This is a genomic window from Ruminiclostridium papyrosolvens C7 (genome assembly GCF_000421965.1).
GTDB classification, from domain to species: Bacteria; Bacillota; Clostridia; order Acetivibrionales; family DSM-1351; genus Ruminiclostridium; species Ruminiclostridium papyrosolvens_A.
The window spans coordinates 35,160-53,240 of the sequence record NZ_ATAY01000017.1 but is presented as its reverse complement, the minus strand read 5'-3'; the positions used below and the strand labels follow the sequence as shown (position 1 = coordinate 53,240).

General features: G+C 36.4%; 4 protein-coding genes. All 4 read left to right on the top strand.

Annotated features, from left to right (window positions below; translation table 11 throughout):
* The first annotated feature begins 2 nt into the window (after positions 1–2).
* The 4 genes from fabD (at position 3) to L323_RS24475 (ending at position 18,064) form a co-directional block, all read left to right on the top strand.
* Positions 3–1,241, top strand: coding sequence for an ACP S-malonyltransferase (gene fabD, locus L323_RS24490; protein WP_020814282.1), 1,239 nt, complete (start codon positions 3–5; stop codon positions 1,239–1,241).
* A gap of 21 nt (positions 1,242–1,262) precedes the next feature.
* Complete coding sequence (locus tag L323_RS24485; RefSeq protein WP_020814281.1) at positions 1,263–2,405, top strand: GNAT family N-acetyltransferase; 1,143 nt, start codon at positions 1,263–1,265, stop codon at positions 2,403–2,405.
* Positions 2,406–2,540: 135 nt separating this feature from the next.
* Complete coding sequence (locus L323_RS24480; protein WP_020814280.1) at positions 2,541–10,205, top strand: non-ribosomal peptide synthetase; 7,665 nt, start codon at positions 2,541–2,543, stop codon at positions 10,203–10,205.
* Between the two features lie 41 nt (positions 10,206–10,246).
* Positions 10,247–18,064, top strand: a complete 7,818-nt coding sequence (locus L323_RS24475) for a hybrid non-ribosomal peptide synthetase/type I polyketide synthase (RefSeq protein WP_020814279.1) — start codon at positions 10,247–10,249, stop codon at positions 18,062–18,064.
* The last annotated feature ends 17 nt before the right edge of the window (positions 18,065–18,081 follow it).

Sequence of the window (18,081 nt, the reverse complement as noted above, 5' to 3'; positions counted from 1 at the left end):
AAATGGACAATGTTTTGCCAAAGATTGCATTAGTTTTTCCGGGCGTTGGTTCACAGCATACAATGATGGTTAAAAGCTTCTATGACAATTCCGAAGCTGTCAGAAATACTTTTGAAGAAGCAAGTGAGATACTGAAAATCAATCTAAAGGAAATTTGTTTTTCTACTGATTTGAAAGATGAGTTGAATAAGATTGAGATCTCACAAGAAGCATTGTTGGTTGCCAGTTTAGCGATATACAGGACATTTGAGACAGAATTCGGTTTTTTGCCTCATTATTGTTTAGGGCATAGCCTTGGAGAATATTCAGCCCTATGTGCCAGCGGAATAATAAATTTCTCTGATGCGGTGGAAATAGTAAAGCAGCGTGGGCGCATTATCAAAGAAGCAATTTCCTCTTGCGATGGAACAATGATGTGGGTAATAAATTTAGACAGTAATATCGTTGAGGAAACTTGTATAGAAAATTCGGGGGATAGCGATAGGGTATATATATCGGCATACGATACACCTACCCAATGTTCAATATCAGGGAACAATAGAAGCATGTTGAAAGTTGCACAAGAGTTGGAGAAGAAAGGTGCGATTGTCTTTCCACTAAAAATGTCGGGCCCTTTTCACAGCCCTTTAATGCATAGGGCCGCCGAAGAGATGAAATCAGTGCTCAGACAGTTTAAATTTAATGCCCCTAGATTTCCCGTAATTTCAAATTACAACGCTCTCCCATATACCGACGAGAACAGTGTGGTTGAAAATCTGTCAAGACAGTTGGAATCACCTATTAGGTGGACTCAATCAATTTCGTATCTTGTTGATGCTGGTGTAAGAATAGCTATTGAAATAGGCCCTAAGGATGTATTGAAATTTTTGATTAAAAAGAATACTTCACTTATTGAAGCATTTTCTTTTAATGAATTCACTCAAATAGGGCAACTAAGAGACAGTGTTGTTATTGGCAAAGAGCAAGCATTGGAGCTACTGGCCAGATGCCTTAAAATAGCCATAAGTACAAAAAACTGTAATCATGACATAAATACATACCAAAAGGATGTAGTGATACCTTACAAAGAGATTGAAGCACTATATTTGGAATTGAGAGAAAAAAATCTGTACCCTGACAAAGAGCAGGTATTTAGGGCTGTTGAAATGGTTGCTTCAGTATTAGAAGCCAAGAGAGCGCCTATTGATTTAAGAAGAAAAAAATTGGACCAAATTTTTCAAAATAAAATATTAAAGATTTAGATAAAAATAAGGAGGCATTTCATGCTTAAATTACAATCGGACAAATATGTAAAAGTGAGACCTCTATTCAAAACACTGGAATACAATCTTGGAGTTGAAGCAATACTGAGTGGTACAGTTCAGGGGGATGTATATGTAGATGATTTGCAAAACCCTAGTACTGCATGTATGTTTGACGGAGTCCACCATTTTTATATGGGAGGCAACGAGAAAAATCAGGATTTCAATTCGAGTTTATCAAAACTGATAATTAATGATATATTTCCCAAAATAAAAAATGAAGGTAAAGAAGTAGATTACTTTTTCTTTTATGATGATTCATCGGAATGGGAAAAGGAATTGGAATTTGTTTTAAAGGATATATATCCGGGAAAAACATATAGAAGGTATTATAACTTTTATGCCGGAGATTCAGTTTTGAGCCTTGATATGCTGGAGGGTTTCAAACTCAGGAAAATTGACAGTGAATTGATGGAAAGCACTGATTTGAATAATGTTGAAGAAATTCAGCAATGGGCTTTTACCGAGAGTTGGTCGGGGAAAGAGGATTTTCTTAAGAACGGATTCGGATTTTGCATTATAAAGGATAAGGATATTGTAAGCTGGTGTATGGCTGATCATGTTTTTGGCGGTAACTGTGAGATTGGTGTTGAAACAGACGAGGACTACAGGGAAAAAGGACTGGCAACCAGGGTAGTCTCCGCCTGTGTAGAATATTGCCTGAGTGAAGGTATGGATAGAATAGGATGGAGCTGCTTCGAGTCTAATGAGGCTTCATATGCTCTTGCGGAAAAAGTAGGGTTCAAAATATTTAAGAAATATCCTGTTCTATTCGGTTGGTATAACAGCTATGACAATTTATTTGTACAGGGAGATGTAAGTACCAAAGAAGGTAATTTTGAAAAAGGTGCACAGCTATTAGAAAAAGCACTGCTATTGGCTGAGGCCGATGATGATGATTTTAAACGTTCAAGGATTAGCAACAGGGATAGTGTGTGCTGGGCATATTTTCTGGCAGCCAGGGCACATGCTTTATCAGGCAATGCAGATAAGTGTATTAACAGACTTAAAAAAGGCTTTGAGCTTGGATTACCCAATAAAGATATGCTAAATGATTCGGCTTTTGATGCATTAAGAGATAATGAGGCTTTTAAACAATTGTAAGTCAGGTAGAAATAGAGCTTTACAACATTAATTTAAATAATTGGGATGCCTTTAAGGCATCCTTTATTTAATGTTAAATTCTGTACCTTAAACAGATAATTGTTCCTATTAAAATAGTTAAGAAGGGAAAATAATATGGACGGACTTCCAAAAACAATTGATAAAAATAATATTGAGAATATTCTTTCTTTGTCACCTGTACAGGAGGGAATCCTATTTCATTATCTGCTTAATCAGAAGAGTAGCTATTATTTAGAACAATTGAGGTTAAGGGTTGAAGGTGAAGTAAACATTGAAGTATTTCAAAGGGCATGGGATGCGGTTGTAAATGCAAACGAAATGCTGAGAACTGTTTTTAGGTGGAATAATCTTACAAATCCCGTTCAGATAATTCTTAAAAGAAATGAAACCAGAATAAGCTTTTTTGATTTGACCGAGTATGTGGACAAGGAAGAAAGACTTGATAAGATTATTGATGAAGACAGAAATGATTTTTTTGATTTATCTGAGGTTCCCTTTAGAGTGACTTTATGCAGGTTAACTGAAAAATCTTATAACATAATTATAACCAACCATCATATTCTCTATGACGGTTGGAGTACAGGTATAATTTTAAGAGATTTTTTTAATGCCTATAAACTTTTAGTAGCTAATAAGGAAATCCGGTTAAATAATAAGCAAAAATATCATGAGTACATAAAATGGCTTAGAGCAGATAATAAAAAGATGCAGCAAGATTTCTGGAGTGAATATCTCAGAAAATATTCCTCAAAATCAATTTTAGACCGTAAAGCAATTAACGATACTGAAAGTGAAAAAAAGGTAGCAGGTCACTTATTCTCCATTCCGGAAGAGCTAACAAAAAAAATATATGATTTTGCCAGAATTAATAATTTAACAGCAGCATCATTATTATACAGTGCCTGGGGAGTCTTACTTTTTAATTATTGTAACGACGAGGATATAGCTTTTGGAACCACCACAGCTGTCAGACCGGCTGATATAAAAAATATTGAAAATACTGTAGGACTGTTTATTAATACAATTCCTTTAAGGATTAAAGCATCTTCAGAGGAAAATGTTTTAAGCTACATTAAAAATGTAAGTTGTAGCCTTCAGGAAAGAAAAGAATATGAAGCTACACCGCTAGTTGACATAAAGAGATATAGTGGACTGCATAGAGAAGAGGAGCTATTTCAATCAATATTTGTAATTGAAAATTACCCGATTGACCAATCACTCATGAGCGATGACAATCCTTTACGGATTAAAGAGTACTCCAGTTTTGAGAAAACCAATTACGATTTGACAATAATAGTGAATCTGTCCGAAGCGGCTATGGATATTAAATTACTATATAACTGTGAATTGTATGATACAAAGACGATTCAAAATCTGGTTGGGCATTATGAAGTGATATTAAGGGAATTGATAGAAAAAAGCGATGGCACATTGGGTTCTTTGAACATTTTGACTCAGGGTGAGAGAGAAGAGATTTTACATTTATTCAATGAAACAAATTGCATATATAATGATGGGCTTTTGATTCATGAGATTTTTGAAAAGCGTGTTGAGGAAAGTCCTGACTGTATTGCGGTGGAATATGGAAATAAAAAGATTACATATCTTGAACTGAACAGAAGGGTAAATCAATTAGCAAGGCTGATTAATAAAAAAGTAAATACTGTTCCGGATTCCCAAATAGGCATATTGCTATATCCTTCAATAGAAATGATAATAGGTGTTTTGGCCATATTGAAAACTGGCAGTGCATACGTTCCTATTGATCCGGATAATCCAATTGACAGAAACAAGTTTATAATAAATGATTCGAAAATATGTGCATTAATAAGCACTTTTGAGCATTCCAAAAAAATAGATTTTGACGGACAATTGATTTTTATTGATAAAGAGTCTGCTGATGAAGAAAAAAGCGACAATCCCGAGAGAAAACCTGCTTCAGGCAATCTTGCATATGTAATATATACATCAGGCTCTACCGGTTATCCCAAAGGGGTTATGGTTGAACATAGGAGTGTCGTTAATATATTGTTAGATTTGGAAAAAAGATATCCCCTTAAGGAAACAGATACCTATTTGCTTAAAACAACATTTACCTTTGACGTATCTGTAACTGAGCTTTTTGGATGGTTTATAGGTAAGGGCAAACTGGTCATATTAAATAAAGGCGAAGAAAAGAATCCATATAAAATTATTGATGCCGTAGAAGCTTATGGTGTAACTCACTTAAACCTTGTGCCATCAATGTTCAGGTATATTCTTGAAAGCCTGTCCCAAACAAAAGAAAATATCCGTAAGTTAAGGAGTTTAAAATATATTTTTGCGGCAGGAGAAGCACTAAAGCCGGATCTTGTGAAGCAATTTGAAGAGCTGGGTACTGATATAAAACTGGAGAATATTTATGGGCCAACCGAGTGCACAATTTATGCTACAAAATACTCTTTAAAAGCTCATCAAAATGAAACTATGGTGCCCATAGGGAAACCTTTATCCAATATACGGTGTTATATAGTTGATAAGCAAAACAGGCTCCAGCCCGTGGGTGTACCGGGAGAACTATGTTTAAGTGGTGTTGGCCTGGCAAGAGGATATTTAAACAGAGATGAGCTTAACAAAGAAAAGTTTGTATCTAATCCTTTTATAACAGAAGCTGAAAGCAGCAACAGGTATTCAGCTGCATTTCAGAAGATGTACAAAACAGGAGATTTGGCCCGTTGGCTTCCTGATGGCAACATAGAGTGCCTTGGAAGGAATGACTTTCAGGTAAAAATAAGAGGCTTCAGAATAGAATTGGAAGAGATTGAAAACAAACTGTTAAAATACGAAAAGATTATGGAAGCCGTGGTAATTCCAAAGTCAGATAGAGAAGGCAATGTACATTTGTGTGCATACTTTACGTCAGGTGAGGAAGTTACAGATTCTGAAATAAACAATTACTTATCCGATGAACTTCCATATTATATGCTTCCTTCGTTTTTTATAAGGCTTGATAAAATGCCACTGACACAAAGTGGCAAAATAGACAGAAAGTTATTGCCTGAATGGAACAATGTGCGTCCAAATATCGAGACAAAATATATTGAACCCCAAACGGAAATCCAAAGAGAAATTATCGAGATATGGAAAGAAGTCTTGGAAATAGACACAATAGGAATAAACGATAATTTTTTCGATATAGGAGGCAATTCCTTGAATTTGATTAGGCTTAATAATAAACTAATCACTCATTTTAAGAAAGAATTGCCTATTACAACAATTTTCCAATTCCCTACAGTACGTGGCTTAGCTCTCAGCCTAGCTGACAATACTGAAAAGAAGTTATCTTCCACGGAAACTCCGGGACAAGCACAAGAAAACACAACAGAAGCCCCTGAAACAAACGATATTGCAATAATAGGAATGTCTGTAAGACTGCCAAACATATCAGATATTTATGAATATTGGAATCGTTTGGTGAACAGTACAGAATGTATCAGCTTCTTTACGGAAGAAGAAACAATAAAAGCAGGGGTTAGTCCCAAACTTGCTCGGGATAGTAATTACGTAAAAGCACAGGGAGTTATGAATGGAATTGAGAATTTTGATGCGGATTTCTTTTCATATTCTCCTCGTGAGGCAGAAGTCATGGATCCCCAGGTTCGAGTTTTCCATGAGATTATTTGGGAAGCACTTGAAGACAGTGGATACTGCCCTTGGAGTTACGAAGGTTCAATAGGCTTGTTTGGAAGTGCATCACCAAATTTATTTTGGGAATCTCTGGTTGTTGGCTCCGGCAAAACCAAAATACTGGGGGATTTTGCTTCAGAACAGCTTTTCAACAAAGATTATATGAGTACCAGAGTAGCATATAAATTTAATTTAACAGGCCCTGTCGTGTCGACGTATACAGCTTGTTCCACATCCTTAGTTTCGGTAGCTCTGGCATGTCAGTCTTTGATACGGAAAGAATGCGATATTTCTATTGCCGGTTCGGTTACTATAAGTCCGTTACCCGATAAAACAGGGTATCTCTATCAGGATGGTATGGTCAAATCACCTGATGGGCATTGCAGAGCTTTTGACATAGACGGAAAAGGTTTTGTAGGAGGAAACGGGGCAGCAGCAGTTGTGCTGAAAAGGCTTGATGAAGCAGTTAAATGTAAGGACAATATTATCGCTGTAATCAAAGCGGCTGAAATAAATAATGATGGTATTAATAAAGCGGGATATACTGCCCCGAGTATTGAGGGACAAAAAAAGGTAATACAGGCAGCTTTAAAGAGAACTGGTATCAGTCCGGAATCCATTAGCTATATTGAAGCTCATGGAACTGCTACTCCCCTTGGAGACAGTGTTGAAATAGAAGCGCTGAAACAGGCATTCAATACACCGTTGAAAAACTACTGTGGCATTGGGTCAGTTAAATCAAATATAGGACATCTGGATTGTACGGCTGGGATTGCAGGGTTGATTAAAACAGCATTGGCATTAAAAAATAAGATTCTACCTTCAACTTTAAATATTACAGCTGCAAATCCAAAATTAAATTTAATAGACAGTCCCTTTTATCTTGTAACGGAGCCTACGGAATGGAAAAGTGAAGAATATCCATTAAGGGCAGGAGTGAGCTCCTTGGGACTTGGAGGAACCAATGCCCATGCAATCTTGGAGGAAGCACCTGAAGTTAAAAAAGAACAAAGCCCATTAACACCTGAATTGCTTATGTTCTCTGGAAAAACAAAAAGTGCTTTGGATAATCAGATTTTAAGGGTAAGGAAGCATTTACAGGCGAATCCAAATCTGGATTTGAATGATGTTGGGTATACCCTCCAAACCGGCAGGTATCACTTTAGCCATAGAAAGGCATTTATTTGTAAAGATATTAGCGATGCAATTAAAAACCTTGAAAATGATTGCGACCTTTCCGGTTATGTTGAAGGTGACAAAACACTTATCACCTTTAATTTCCAATCAACGGATATAATAAAAATTATCAGATACATTGAATTATATGAATCAGAGCCGGTATTCAAAGAGGCATTAGACCAGGTTATTAAAAGGCTGGAATTGAATTTGCCTTCATGGTTCACAGATTTGGTTAAGAATCCAGCTCAACGCAATTACGATACAGAGTATCTGAATACAAATAGTGTTTTCGTTGTTTTCGCTTTACAGTATGCTTTGGCAAAGCTTCTTGTTTATTGGGGAATAGTGCCGGATATTGCAAGGGGTGACGGTGAGGGAGGACTAATCTCATTGCTGCTGGCAGAAGCGGCCCCGGAGGACAGACTGTTCCCTCTGATTCAATTAAGACTGAGTATGATTGATAACATGGATAAAGGAATTGAGTGTTCCGGTACTATTAATGATAAATTTAAAGAACTTCTTTGGGATATAGAATTTTCGGAGCCTGTTATTCAATGCTTCGACATACAATACGGGAGATTTATTAGTAAGGAAGACTTTAAAAATTTAACTTTTTGGACAAGAAATAGTCAGACAAACACTAAAGCATATAGTTCTGAAATAGAAACAGACGGTAAACATGTTTTTATGGATTTTGGAGACGGTTTAAATGATGAACCTGATGAAGGTGTTGTAAAGCTTGAAATGTGCTTTGATAAGGAAATTGAATTACATAGTCACGTGTTCTGGTTGATAGGACAAGCGTGGCTTAATGGCATTAAAATAATATGGAACAGATTTTATAATCAGAAGGAAAGGAAGAGGGTCTCCCTGCCTACATATCCATTCGAACATCAAAAGTACTGGATAGAAGGAAATCCTTTTACTATGGAACTTCAAAAGCAGGATGCTGAAATAACGAAGAAAACAGATATATCAGATTGGTTTTATTTACCCCTTTGGAAGCAGTCAGCTCCAAGCATTTTAAATGGTACAGATAATAATAAATCTACCTGGCTGGTATTTACAAACAATATTGGCTTTAATAATAATTTACTGAAAGCTCTCAAAGAGAAAACAGAGGATGTTATTAAAGTTACTAAAGGTTCAGACTTTAACAAGGTAGATGATTCGGAATATACAATAAATGTAAATCATCAGGAGGATTATAATAATCTACTGAAGGAGCTAGAAAAGACCGGAAAGCTTCCAAGTAATATCTTATTTTTGTGGGGTATTGATGACGATGAAAGAATTAATACACTGGACTTAAATTCCATATATGAGGAACTGGATACAGGCTTTTTTAGTTTGGTTTATATCTCAAAAGCATTATTAAAACAAAGCGTTACGGATAAAGTCAGGATTATTGTAGCTACTAATAATCTGCACAATATAAATGGTGCTGAGAGGATAAATCCGGCTAAATCCACAGTATTAGGACCCTGCAAGGTAATACCTCAGGAAGCCCCGTTCATTGAATGCAAAAACATTGATATTTGTATTCCAAAAGATGAGGTAACTGAGAGAAAACTAATAAAAAAAGTATTAGTAGACATTTTCGACGAAAAAACAGAAACCGTTGTAGCATACAGAAATTGCATACGATATACACAAAGTTATTCCCCAGTGAGATTGACACAAGATGCCAACAGAGAAAATTCAAGCTTTAAAAATAATGGAATATATCTGATTACCGGCGGATTGGGAAACATTGGGTTGAAGTTGGCAGAGTATCTGGCAGAAAAGTATTCCGCAAAACTTATATTAACCGGAAAATCTGAATTTCCAAGAAGAGATAAATGGGAGCAATGGGTGGATAGCCACTCTGGAGATGAACAGATTTCAATGAAAATCCAGAATTTATTATACCTTGAGAAACAGGGTGCAAAAATTCTGACATATACTTGTGATGTTGCTGACCAAGAGAGTATGAAGGGAATAGTTGATGAGGCGGAAAGACATTTCGGACATATAAATGGTGTAATACATGCAGCAGCAACAATGAGAGATTCTTTATTCAGAACAGTGGAACAGTTGAATAAAGAGGATTGCATAGAACAGTTTATTCCTAAAATACATGGTCTTCTTACATTGCATAAAGTATTTAAGGACAGGGAATTGGATTTTCTCACAGTGACATCCTCCACGTCGGCACTACTTGGAGGATTGGGCTTTTGTGCATATTCTGCCGCAAATATATTTATGGATTCTTTTGTTAATGAATTTAACAGAGTTGCTTCGAAAGAATGGCTGACTGTGAACTGGGAGGGGTGGCGTTTTAGCTCAGATAAAACTCAGTTTAGCTTCAGTACTTCTATGGATGAATTGCTGATGGAGCCGGAGCAAGGTGTTGAAGCCTTTGAACGGATAATGAACAATCCGGGTATTGGACAGGTAATAATTTCATCAGGTGACTTTAACAAAAGGGTGGACAGATGGATAAAGCTTGACAGCATTAAGTCTGCGGAAAGCTTTAATGATAACGGTAACAGTAAGAAACAGCGTCCAAATCTGAAAAACTCTTATGTAATGCCTGCAAACAAACTGGAAGAAACAATAGCCAAGGTATTCGCAGATTTCTTTGGCTATGATGAAGTTGGTATTGATGATAATTTCTTTGATTTGGGTGCTTCATCACTGGATATGATTCAGATTACAAATAATTTAAGAAGACAGCTGAATACTAACATACCAATCTTGAAGTTATTTACATTTTCTACTATTCGTACATTGGCTGGTAATCTGCAAAATTCCAATGAAGATAATGCTACTAATGAGATAAATCAACAACGTGAAAACCAAGTAGCAAAAGGCAAAAACAGTCTACAGGCGAGATACAATCTTAGAAAACAGCTGAAAAAGAAAGACATGGCTGATGACGAGGAAGATTAATCTGACGAAAACACATTATATCATAAGGGTGGAGATTCAGAATGGATCAGGAAAATCAAATGAGGTCGGGCTTAGAAATAGCCATAATAGGAATGACAGCACGTTTTCCCGGCGCTGACAATACAGAAGAATTTTTCGAAAATCTTAAAAATGGTATTGAGTCCATTGAAATATTAACAGATAAAGAATTAGAGGAGTTAAAAGTAAGTCAGGAGCTTATAAATGACCCAAACTATGTAAAAGTACGAGCTAGTATGAGAAAACCTGAATACTTTGACTCAGAATTCTTTGGATATACACCTGAAGAAGCAAAAATTATGGATCCGCAAATGCGTCTTCTGCACGAATGTGCGTGGGATTCGCTGGAGAATGCAGGCTATAACCCTGAACAGTATAATGGCACCATTGGACTTTTTGTAGGAGGTACACCAAATCCTCTTTGGGAATCCCACACAATATTAGCAGGCGAACAAGGAATATGGAATGATTTTAATTCAGGGAAATCATTAGATGCCTTCTCAAAGACACTTTTACATGATAAGGACTTAATGAGTACCAGAATTGCTTATAAGTTAAACCTTAAAGGGCCTGTAATCACTGTGTTTACATCATGTTCAACTTCACTTGTTTCCGTTCATCTGGCGGCACAGTCAATCCTGGGAGGAGAATGTGATGTAGCCATAGCCGGTGGGGTTTCGGTGTACTTCCCCAAAAGGAAGGGCTACCTTTATCAGGATGGGATGATAGTATCACCGGATGGTCACTGCCGTTCATTTTCAGAAGAAGCAGGTGGGGCGGTATTTGGTGATGGTATTGGCTTGGTAGTACTTAAAAGACTTGAAAATGCTATTGAGGATGGAGATACCATTCACGCAATAATAAAAGGCTCTGCTATAAATAATGATGGCAATGATAAGATTGGGTATACCGCCCCCGGTATTGAAGGACAGTCTCTTGTAATACAACTTGCCCAGCAGATGGCAGAAGTTGAGCCTGAAAGCATCGGATACATAGAGGGTCACGGAAGTGCCACAAAGCTTGGTGATTCTATTGAAATAGAGGCAATGAAAAATGCATTTAAAAATATTGATAAGAGAAACAGAATAGCTATCGGTTCTGTTAAGACTAATATAGGACATCTGAACAGTGCTTCAGGAATAGCAGGACTCATTAAAACTGTACTCTCATTGAAACACAAAATGCTGTTCCCGTCGTTACACTCGGGTGAATCAAATCCTGATCTGGAGAACAGCCCATTTTATATAAATGATAAGCTCAAAGGCTTTGAAAGAGGTGCTTACCCATTAAGGGCCGGAGTAAGCTCATTTGGAGTAGGGGGTACCAATTCGCACATTATTCTTGAAGAACCTCCTGAAGAGGTATTTGAAAACTCCGAGTCCAATATGCCGCAATTATTGGTATTATCAGCAAAAACCGAGTCTGCACTTCAAACTCAAACCCGCAAGCTGTTGGATTTTATCAGGGGAAATCCGGATGAAAATCTGTCAGACATTGCCTATACCTTAAAGGTTGGACGAAAACCCTTTCAATATAGAAAAATGCTTATTTGCTCAGATTTGAAGCAAGCAATTAATGTTCTTGAAGGAGATGTTTCAGGAGAAAACCATATAAATGTGGTAAAGGCTTATGACAGGAGCATTAATATTGTTTTCATGTTTTCGGGTCAGGGTGCTCAATATATTAATATGGGAATAGAGCTTTATAGATATAATTCCTTCTTTAGACAACTAATAGACAAATGCTTCGATATACTGAAATTGCAAAGTGGAAGGGATTTGAAAGAAATATTGTATCCCGGTGATAATATTCTATATACAGTGAATAAGCTGGATGAAACTGAATTTTTACAACCGGTACTGTTTATTTTTGAGTATGCCCTGGCAAGGCTTTTGATAAGTTGGGGGATTAAGCCCAATATGCTGATTGGCTATAGTTTGGGAGAAATTACGGCAGCGTGTATAGCAAAGGTATTTACACTTGAAGATGCGTTAAAGCTTGTTACGTTAAGGGGTAAACTCATAAATAAAACGTGTAAAGGCATGATGCTAAGTGTACCTTTATCAAAAGAAGAGATTATGCCTTTTATGGATTCAGAGCTGTCATTGGCTATAGATAATGGTCTTTCCTGTGTTATTTCCGGAAAAACTGAAAAAATTGAAGCCCTCAGCAGAGAAATGGCAAACAGACGCATAATCTGTATGCCGTTGAAGAGCACCCATGCGGCACATTCACATCTTTTGGACTGTATACTGGATGAATATAGGGAAGGACTTAAGGGGATTGTTTTCTCGCCCCCGGTATACCCTTTAATTTCAAATGTGACAGGCAGATTGGTTGAAAATAATGAGGTATCGGAACCGGCTTACTGGGTAAGACAAATAAGAGAGACTGTAAATTTTTCAGATGGAATCAAGGAGATATTAAAAGAGCAAAACTGTGTATTCATGGAAATCGGCCCCGGACGTGATTTAGCCTTACTGGTTCATTCTATTATTACAAACGGCAAAAAAGAATTTAACGGAGTTACAGTCACTGATCTTATTAAAACCGAAAATAGTGAAATATCTGATATATTCTTTGTTTTGAACAGGATTGGCAGACTATGGCTTAGGGGTATTAATATTAACTGGCATAATTTTTACAAGGACGAAAAGAGAAGGCGCATACCCTTGCCGACATATCCCTTTGAAAGCCAACCGTATTGGCCTGATAATGAGTACGTACAGGTTTCAAACAGTGAAATGACAGATAATACGGATATATATAAAGAACCTTCATTGAAGGATTGGTTTTATGTACCTTCATGGAGAAATGTACCCCTAATCGAAAATGACGGGAGTAATCATAACGAACCTGTGGTTTTATTATTTCATACTTCCAAGTACAGTCTGGAGTTAAGAATTTCGGAAGTGTTGCATGAGAAGAATTGTAAAGTGATAGAAATTACACTTGGCGAAGTTTTTAAGAAAATTGACCCATGCTCTTATATGCTGAATGCTTTTGATTCAGACAATTACGAATGTTTGTTCAGGGAACTAAAGGATGACAAATTAAACCCGGACACAATTATACATATGTGGTCTTTGGAAAGTAACACAACACATGAAGAGGATTTAAAAAAGAGGTTTGACAGTGCGCAAAGAACCGGGTTATATAGTTTGCTGAATATTGTAAAAGGGGCAGACAAATATAACAGGGGCAATAAAACCAACATATACATAATTACCTCCAACCTTCATGAAATCACCGGACAGGAGTGTATAGAACCGGAAAATGCAACACTTCTTTCAACTGCAAAAGTCATTTCTCAGGAATATCTGAACATTGGCTGTACATGTATAGACCTTGAGTTTGGAAGCTTAAATAACAAATCAACAGATTTTATTGCAAAGCAGTTAGTGAATGAGATAAATGCTCCTATAGGCGAAAGAGTAATAGCGTACAGAGGAAAACGCCGATGGGTACAATATTTTGAACAGCTGGATTTAAAGGAATACAGCGGTATAAACAAATATTTGAAAGCTAAAGGAGTTTACCTCATATCAGGGGGACTTGGTGATCTGGGATTTAATCTGGCAAAATATCTGATTACTTCTTATAATGCGAAAGTTGCCATAATAGGCAAAACTCTGATTCCTGAAAGAGATGAATGGGATAAATACATTGTAGAGAGTAACGATGAATTGGCTGGTAAATTAAAAAAATTAAAAGTACTTGAAGATTTAGGAGGTACGATACTTTATTATTCACAGGACATTTCAGATTACGACAAGGTACTGGAAATTGTAAAGGATATCGAGAAAAAAACAGGTGAGATTAATGGTGTAATCCATACAGCAGGTGTTGTAGGAAAAAATGCAAAGGCTGCAAAAGAAATGGATGAAGAGGATTTTGAAACCCAGTTCAGGAGCAAAGTCTATGGACTCATAGTTATAGATAAAATTTTTAGAAATAAAAATCTGGATTTATGCCTCTTAACTTCATCACTCTCCAGTATATTGGGGGGGCTTGGTGACACGGCTTATGCAGCAGCAAATATTTATATGGATTATTTTGCTCAGATGAATAGAAGTGTAGGAAACCTCAATTGGATAAGTGTCAATTGGGAGACCTGGCTATTTGAAAAGGAAGAAAAGTCTAGTGCCACAAACCTTGGTATTAATAGAATAGCATATGCAATGAACCTTGAAGAAGGGATAGCCTCTTTTGAACAGCTTATGTCGTTGCAATGTGCCAACCAAATAATAATTTCATCAGGGAGTATTCAGAAGAGAAGCAGTAAATGGCTTCATTTGGATACAATACCTGAGGACATTGACAACAGTGTACAGAAAATTGTAAAATCCCGGCCTGACTTGCTATCGGATTATGTAGAACCACGAAATCAAAAGGAAAGATTGTTAGCCCAAAGTTGGCAGGATTTCTTCGGCATAGATAAAATAGGTATCCGGGATGATTTCTTTGAACTTGGAGGGGATTCACTAAAAGCCATTAGCATGATTGCCAAAACACGAAAAGAAACCGGTACACAAATCTCCATAGGGGAGTTCTTCCACAAACCAACCATTGAGGCAATGGCAAAGCTGATTGAAGATACAGGCCATGGTTATGAGACCGTAATAAAAGCTGCACCCGTAAAACATTATTATAAAACATCCTCGGCACAAAAGAGAATTTATATATTGAATCAACTGAATCTTAATTCTACAGCATACAATGAGCCGATAATCGCTGTACTGGAAGGTACTCTTGATAAGAAAAAATTAGAGGGAGTATTTAAAAAAATAATATTAAAAAATGAAACACTAAGAACCGGTTTTGTTTTTAGAGAAGGAGAATTATATCAAAAGGTATTTGAAGATTCAGATATAGGAATTAGTTATTTCAATTCTCTTGAAGAGAATGTTGAAAAAATAATATCGGAGTTTATACAACCCTTTGATTTGAGTAAACCACCCTTATTAAGAATAGGATTAATAGAAATAAACAGCAATAAACATATTTTGATTTTAGACATTCATCATATAATCACAGACGGTATATCAGAAGGCATTCTTATAAATCAAATAATGGATTTATACGCAGGCCGCGAAATTAAGGATTTGCAGGTTCGATACAAGGATTACTGTGAATGGCAAAGTCAGCTTGAGGGAAATGAAGAATTATTGAATCAGGAAAAATACTGGCTGGAGACGTTTCAAAAAGAGGCTCCTATACTAAATCTGCCGGTAGACTTCCAAAGGCCTTATTTAAAAAAATATGAAGGCGATGTACACAGTTTTACAATTTCCGGGCAAGAGATAGATGGAATGGCTGAGCTGTGCAGAAATGAAAATGCTACATTATATATGTTTTTTATGTCTGCATTCATTATTCTTATGAACAAATTAACCGGCAGCACTGATATTGTTGTAGGTACCGCTGTTTCAGGCAGAAAATATGATGAACTGAAAGATATTATCGGGATGTTTGTAAATACTCTTCCTGTCAGGAATTTACCTGAGAAAGAAAAGAGATATACAGATTTCCTTAAAGAAGTCAGAGAGAATATAATAAACACTTTTAACAATCAGGATTATCAATTTGAAGACCTGATTGACAAATTGGCAATTACAAGGGATAAGAGCAGGAACCCTCTGTTTGACATAATGTTTGTATGGCAGAATTATTCAATATCTGAGACAAGTATTCCGGGATTGGTCTTTAAACCATACACATTTAAAAAGCCAGTCTCCAAATTTGATTTAAGCCTTATAGGGTTTGAAAAAGACAACGGGGACATAACATTCAATATAGAATATTCCACAAACCTTTTTAAGGCTGATACAATCAAGCGGTTCAGCGACTGTTTCAGGATAATTATAAAAACCATATTACAAACGCCGGACATACACTTAAAAAATATAGACATACTTTCAGATAAAGAAAGACAAAAAGTGCTTGAAAAGTTTAATGATACATACACAGAGCACGATTTCAGCAAATCATTAAGCTTTTACCTTGAGAGAAATGCACTTGCCAAAGGAGATAATGCGGCAATTTTATGTGATGATTATCAGATGTCCTATAAAGAATTTAATGAAAAGGTTAATCAATTAGCAAATCTATTGATACAAAAAGGTGTCAGAGCAAACGATGTAGTTGGCATAAAAATCAAACGCAGTATTGATATGCTGATTGCAATCTGGGGAATTATAAAGGCCGGTGGAGCTTATTTGCCTATTGACCCAAAATCTCCTGAAGATAGAAAAGCATTTATGCTTAAGGATTGCAGTGCAAAAATTGTTATTACAAACACAGAAAATATAATCGGTTCCGGCTATGATGGAGAAATTATTAATATTAATAACCCGGAATTAAATGAATTAAGTACAGAGAATCCATATATTGAAGTAAAGCCGGAAGATGCGGCATATGTCATATACACATCCGGCTCTACCGGATTGCCAAAAGGAGTGGTAATCCGGCATGTAAGTCTTTTGAACAGACTTTTATGGATGGCAGATATATGTAATATAACTGAACTTGATACCATATTGCAAAAAACCACATACACCTTTGATGTATCTGTTTGGGAGATTGTTCTGCCTTTCGTACTTGGTGCAAAAATATATCTGGCAAAACCGGGTGGAGAAAAAGAGCCTGATTACCTTCTTAATCTTATTAATAATAAAGGAATTACAGTTACACACTTTGTTCCGTCTATGCTTTCAGCTTTCCTTTCAGTGGTTCCTGAAGGCATGGTAATAAGTAAATTACGTAAGTGTATTTGCAGCGGAGAGGCTTTGACCCCAAATCACAAAGACCTGTTCTACAGAAAATTTAATGAAGAAACTGAATTGATTAATTTATACGGGCCTACAGAAGCAGCAATTGACGTAACTTACTGCAAAATTTCCAAGGAAAGCATAAAAATCCCAATAGGGAAACCTGTTCCCAATACTAAAATTTATATTTTAGATGAAGACAAAAAGCCTGTTCCTGTTGGTGTGAACGGAGAAATATACATTTCAGGTAATCAGGTAGGAAAAGGATACATCAACAATCCTGAGCTTACGGCAAGGTGCTTCATCAACGACCCATTTAACAGCGGTCTGAGAATGTATAAAACAGGAGATATAGGAAGGTGGCTGGAGGACGGAAATATAGAATATATCGGTCGTAATGACGATCAGATAAAAATCAGGGGATTCCGTATAGAACTTGGAGAAATAGAAAACAGGCTTATTAGTCATCCGAATATAAATGAAGCCGTTGTTATGGTAAACAGGAATAATGAAAATGCAGGCCTAAACGCTTATGTTAAATATAATGAGCTTGTAAAAAGTAAGGAACTCAAGAGCTTTTTACTTAAAAACTTACCGGATTATATGATTCCAGCAAAGTTTTACAGTGTTGATGAATTTCCTCTAACCTCCAGCGGTAAAATAGACAAAAAAGTCCTTCATAAATACGGCCAGGAATTAGAGGGCAAAACCAGTTGCATTGCACCTGAAAGTGAAATGGAAATGCGTATAATGCAGATATGGGAAGATATGCTTTGTGTAAAAAATATAAGTACGGATGCTAACTTCTTTGATGTGGGGGGCAATTCACTAAGCTTAATCCAATTGGGAGTAAAGATTAAAGAAGAACTGAACATCGAAATACCGGTAGAAGTTCTTTTCCAGTATACTACGGTTCAAAGTTTAGCCGGTCATCTGGCTGATGAAAAGCCGGTAAATACTAATCCGGTAGAAGATAATGAATTATTTAATTCTATTGAAAAAGGCAAAAAAAGAATGCGGGACAAAAAGAACAAGTTGAAAGATGAATTTGAGAATAACTCAGACTGTTAGGATTATTTAGGAGATAG

What these genes read in the sequence shown, in the direction of transcription:
- L323_RS24485 (WP_020814281.1), top strand. Translation starts at nt 1,263, where the DNA reads ATGCTTAAATTACAATCGGACAAATATGTAAAAGTGAGACCTCTATTC.
- L323_RS24475 (WP_020814279.1), top strand. Translation starts at nt 10,247, where the DNA reads ATGGATCAGGAAAATCAAATGAGGTCGGGCTTAGAAATAGCCATAATA.
- L323_RS24480 (WP_020814280.1), top strand. Translation starts at nt 2,541, where the DNA reads ATGGACGGACTTCCAAAAACAATTGATAAAAATAATATTGAGAATATT.
- fabD (WP_020814282.1), top strand. Translation starts at nt 3, where the DNA reads ATGGACAATGTTTTGCCAAAGATTGCATTAGTTTTTCCGGGCGTTGGT.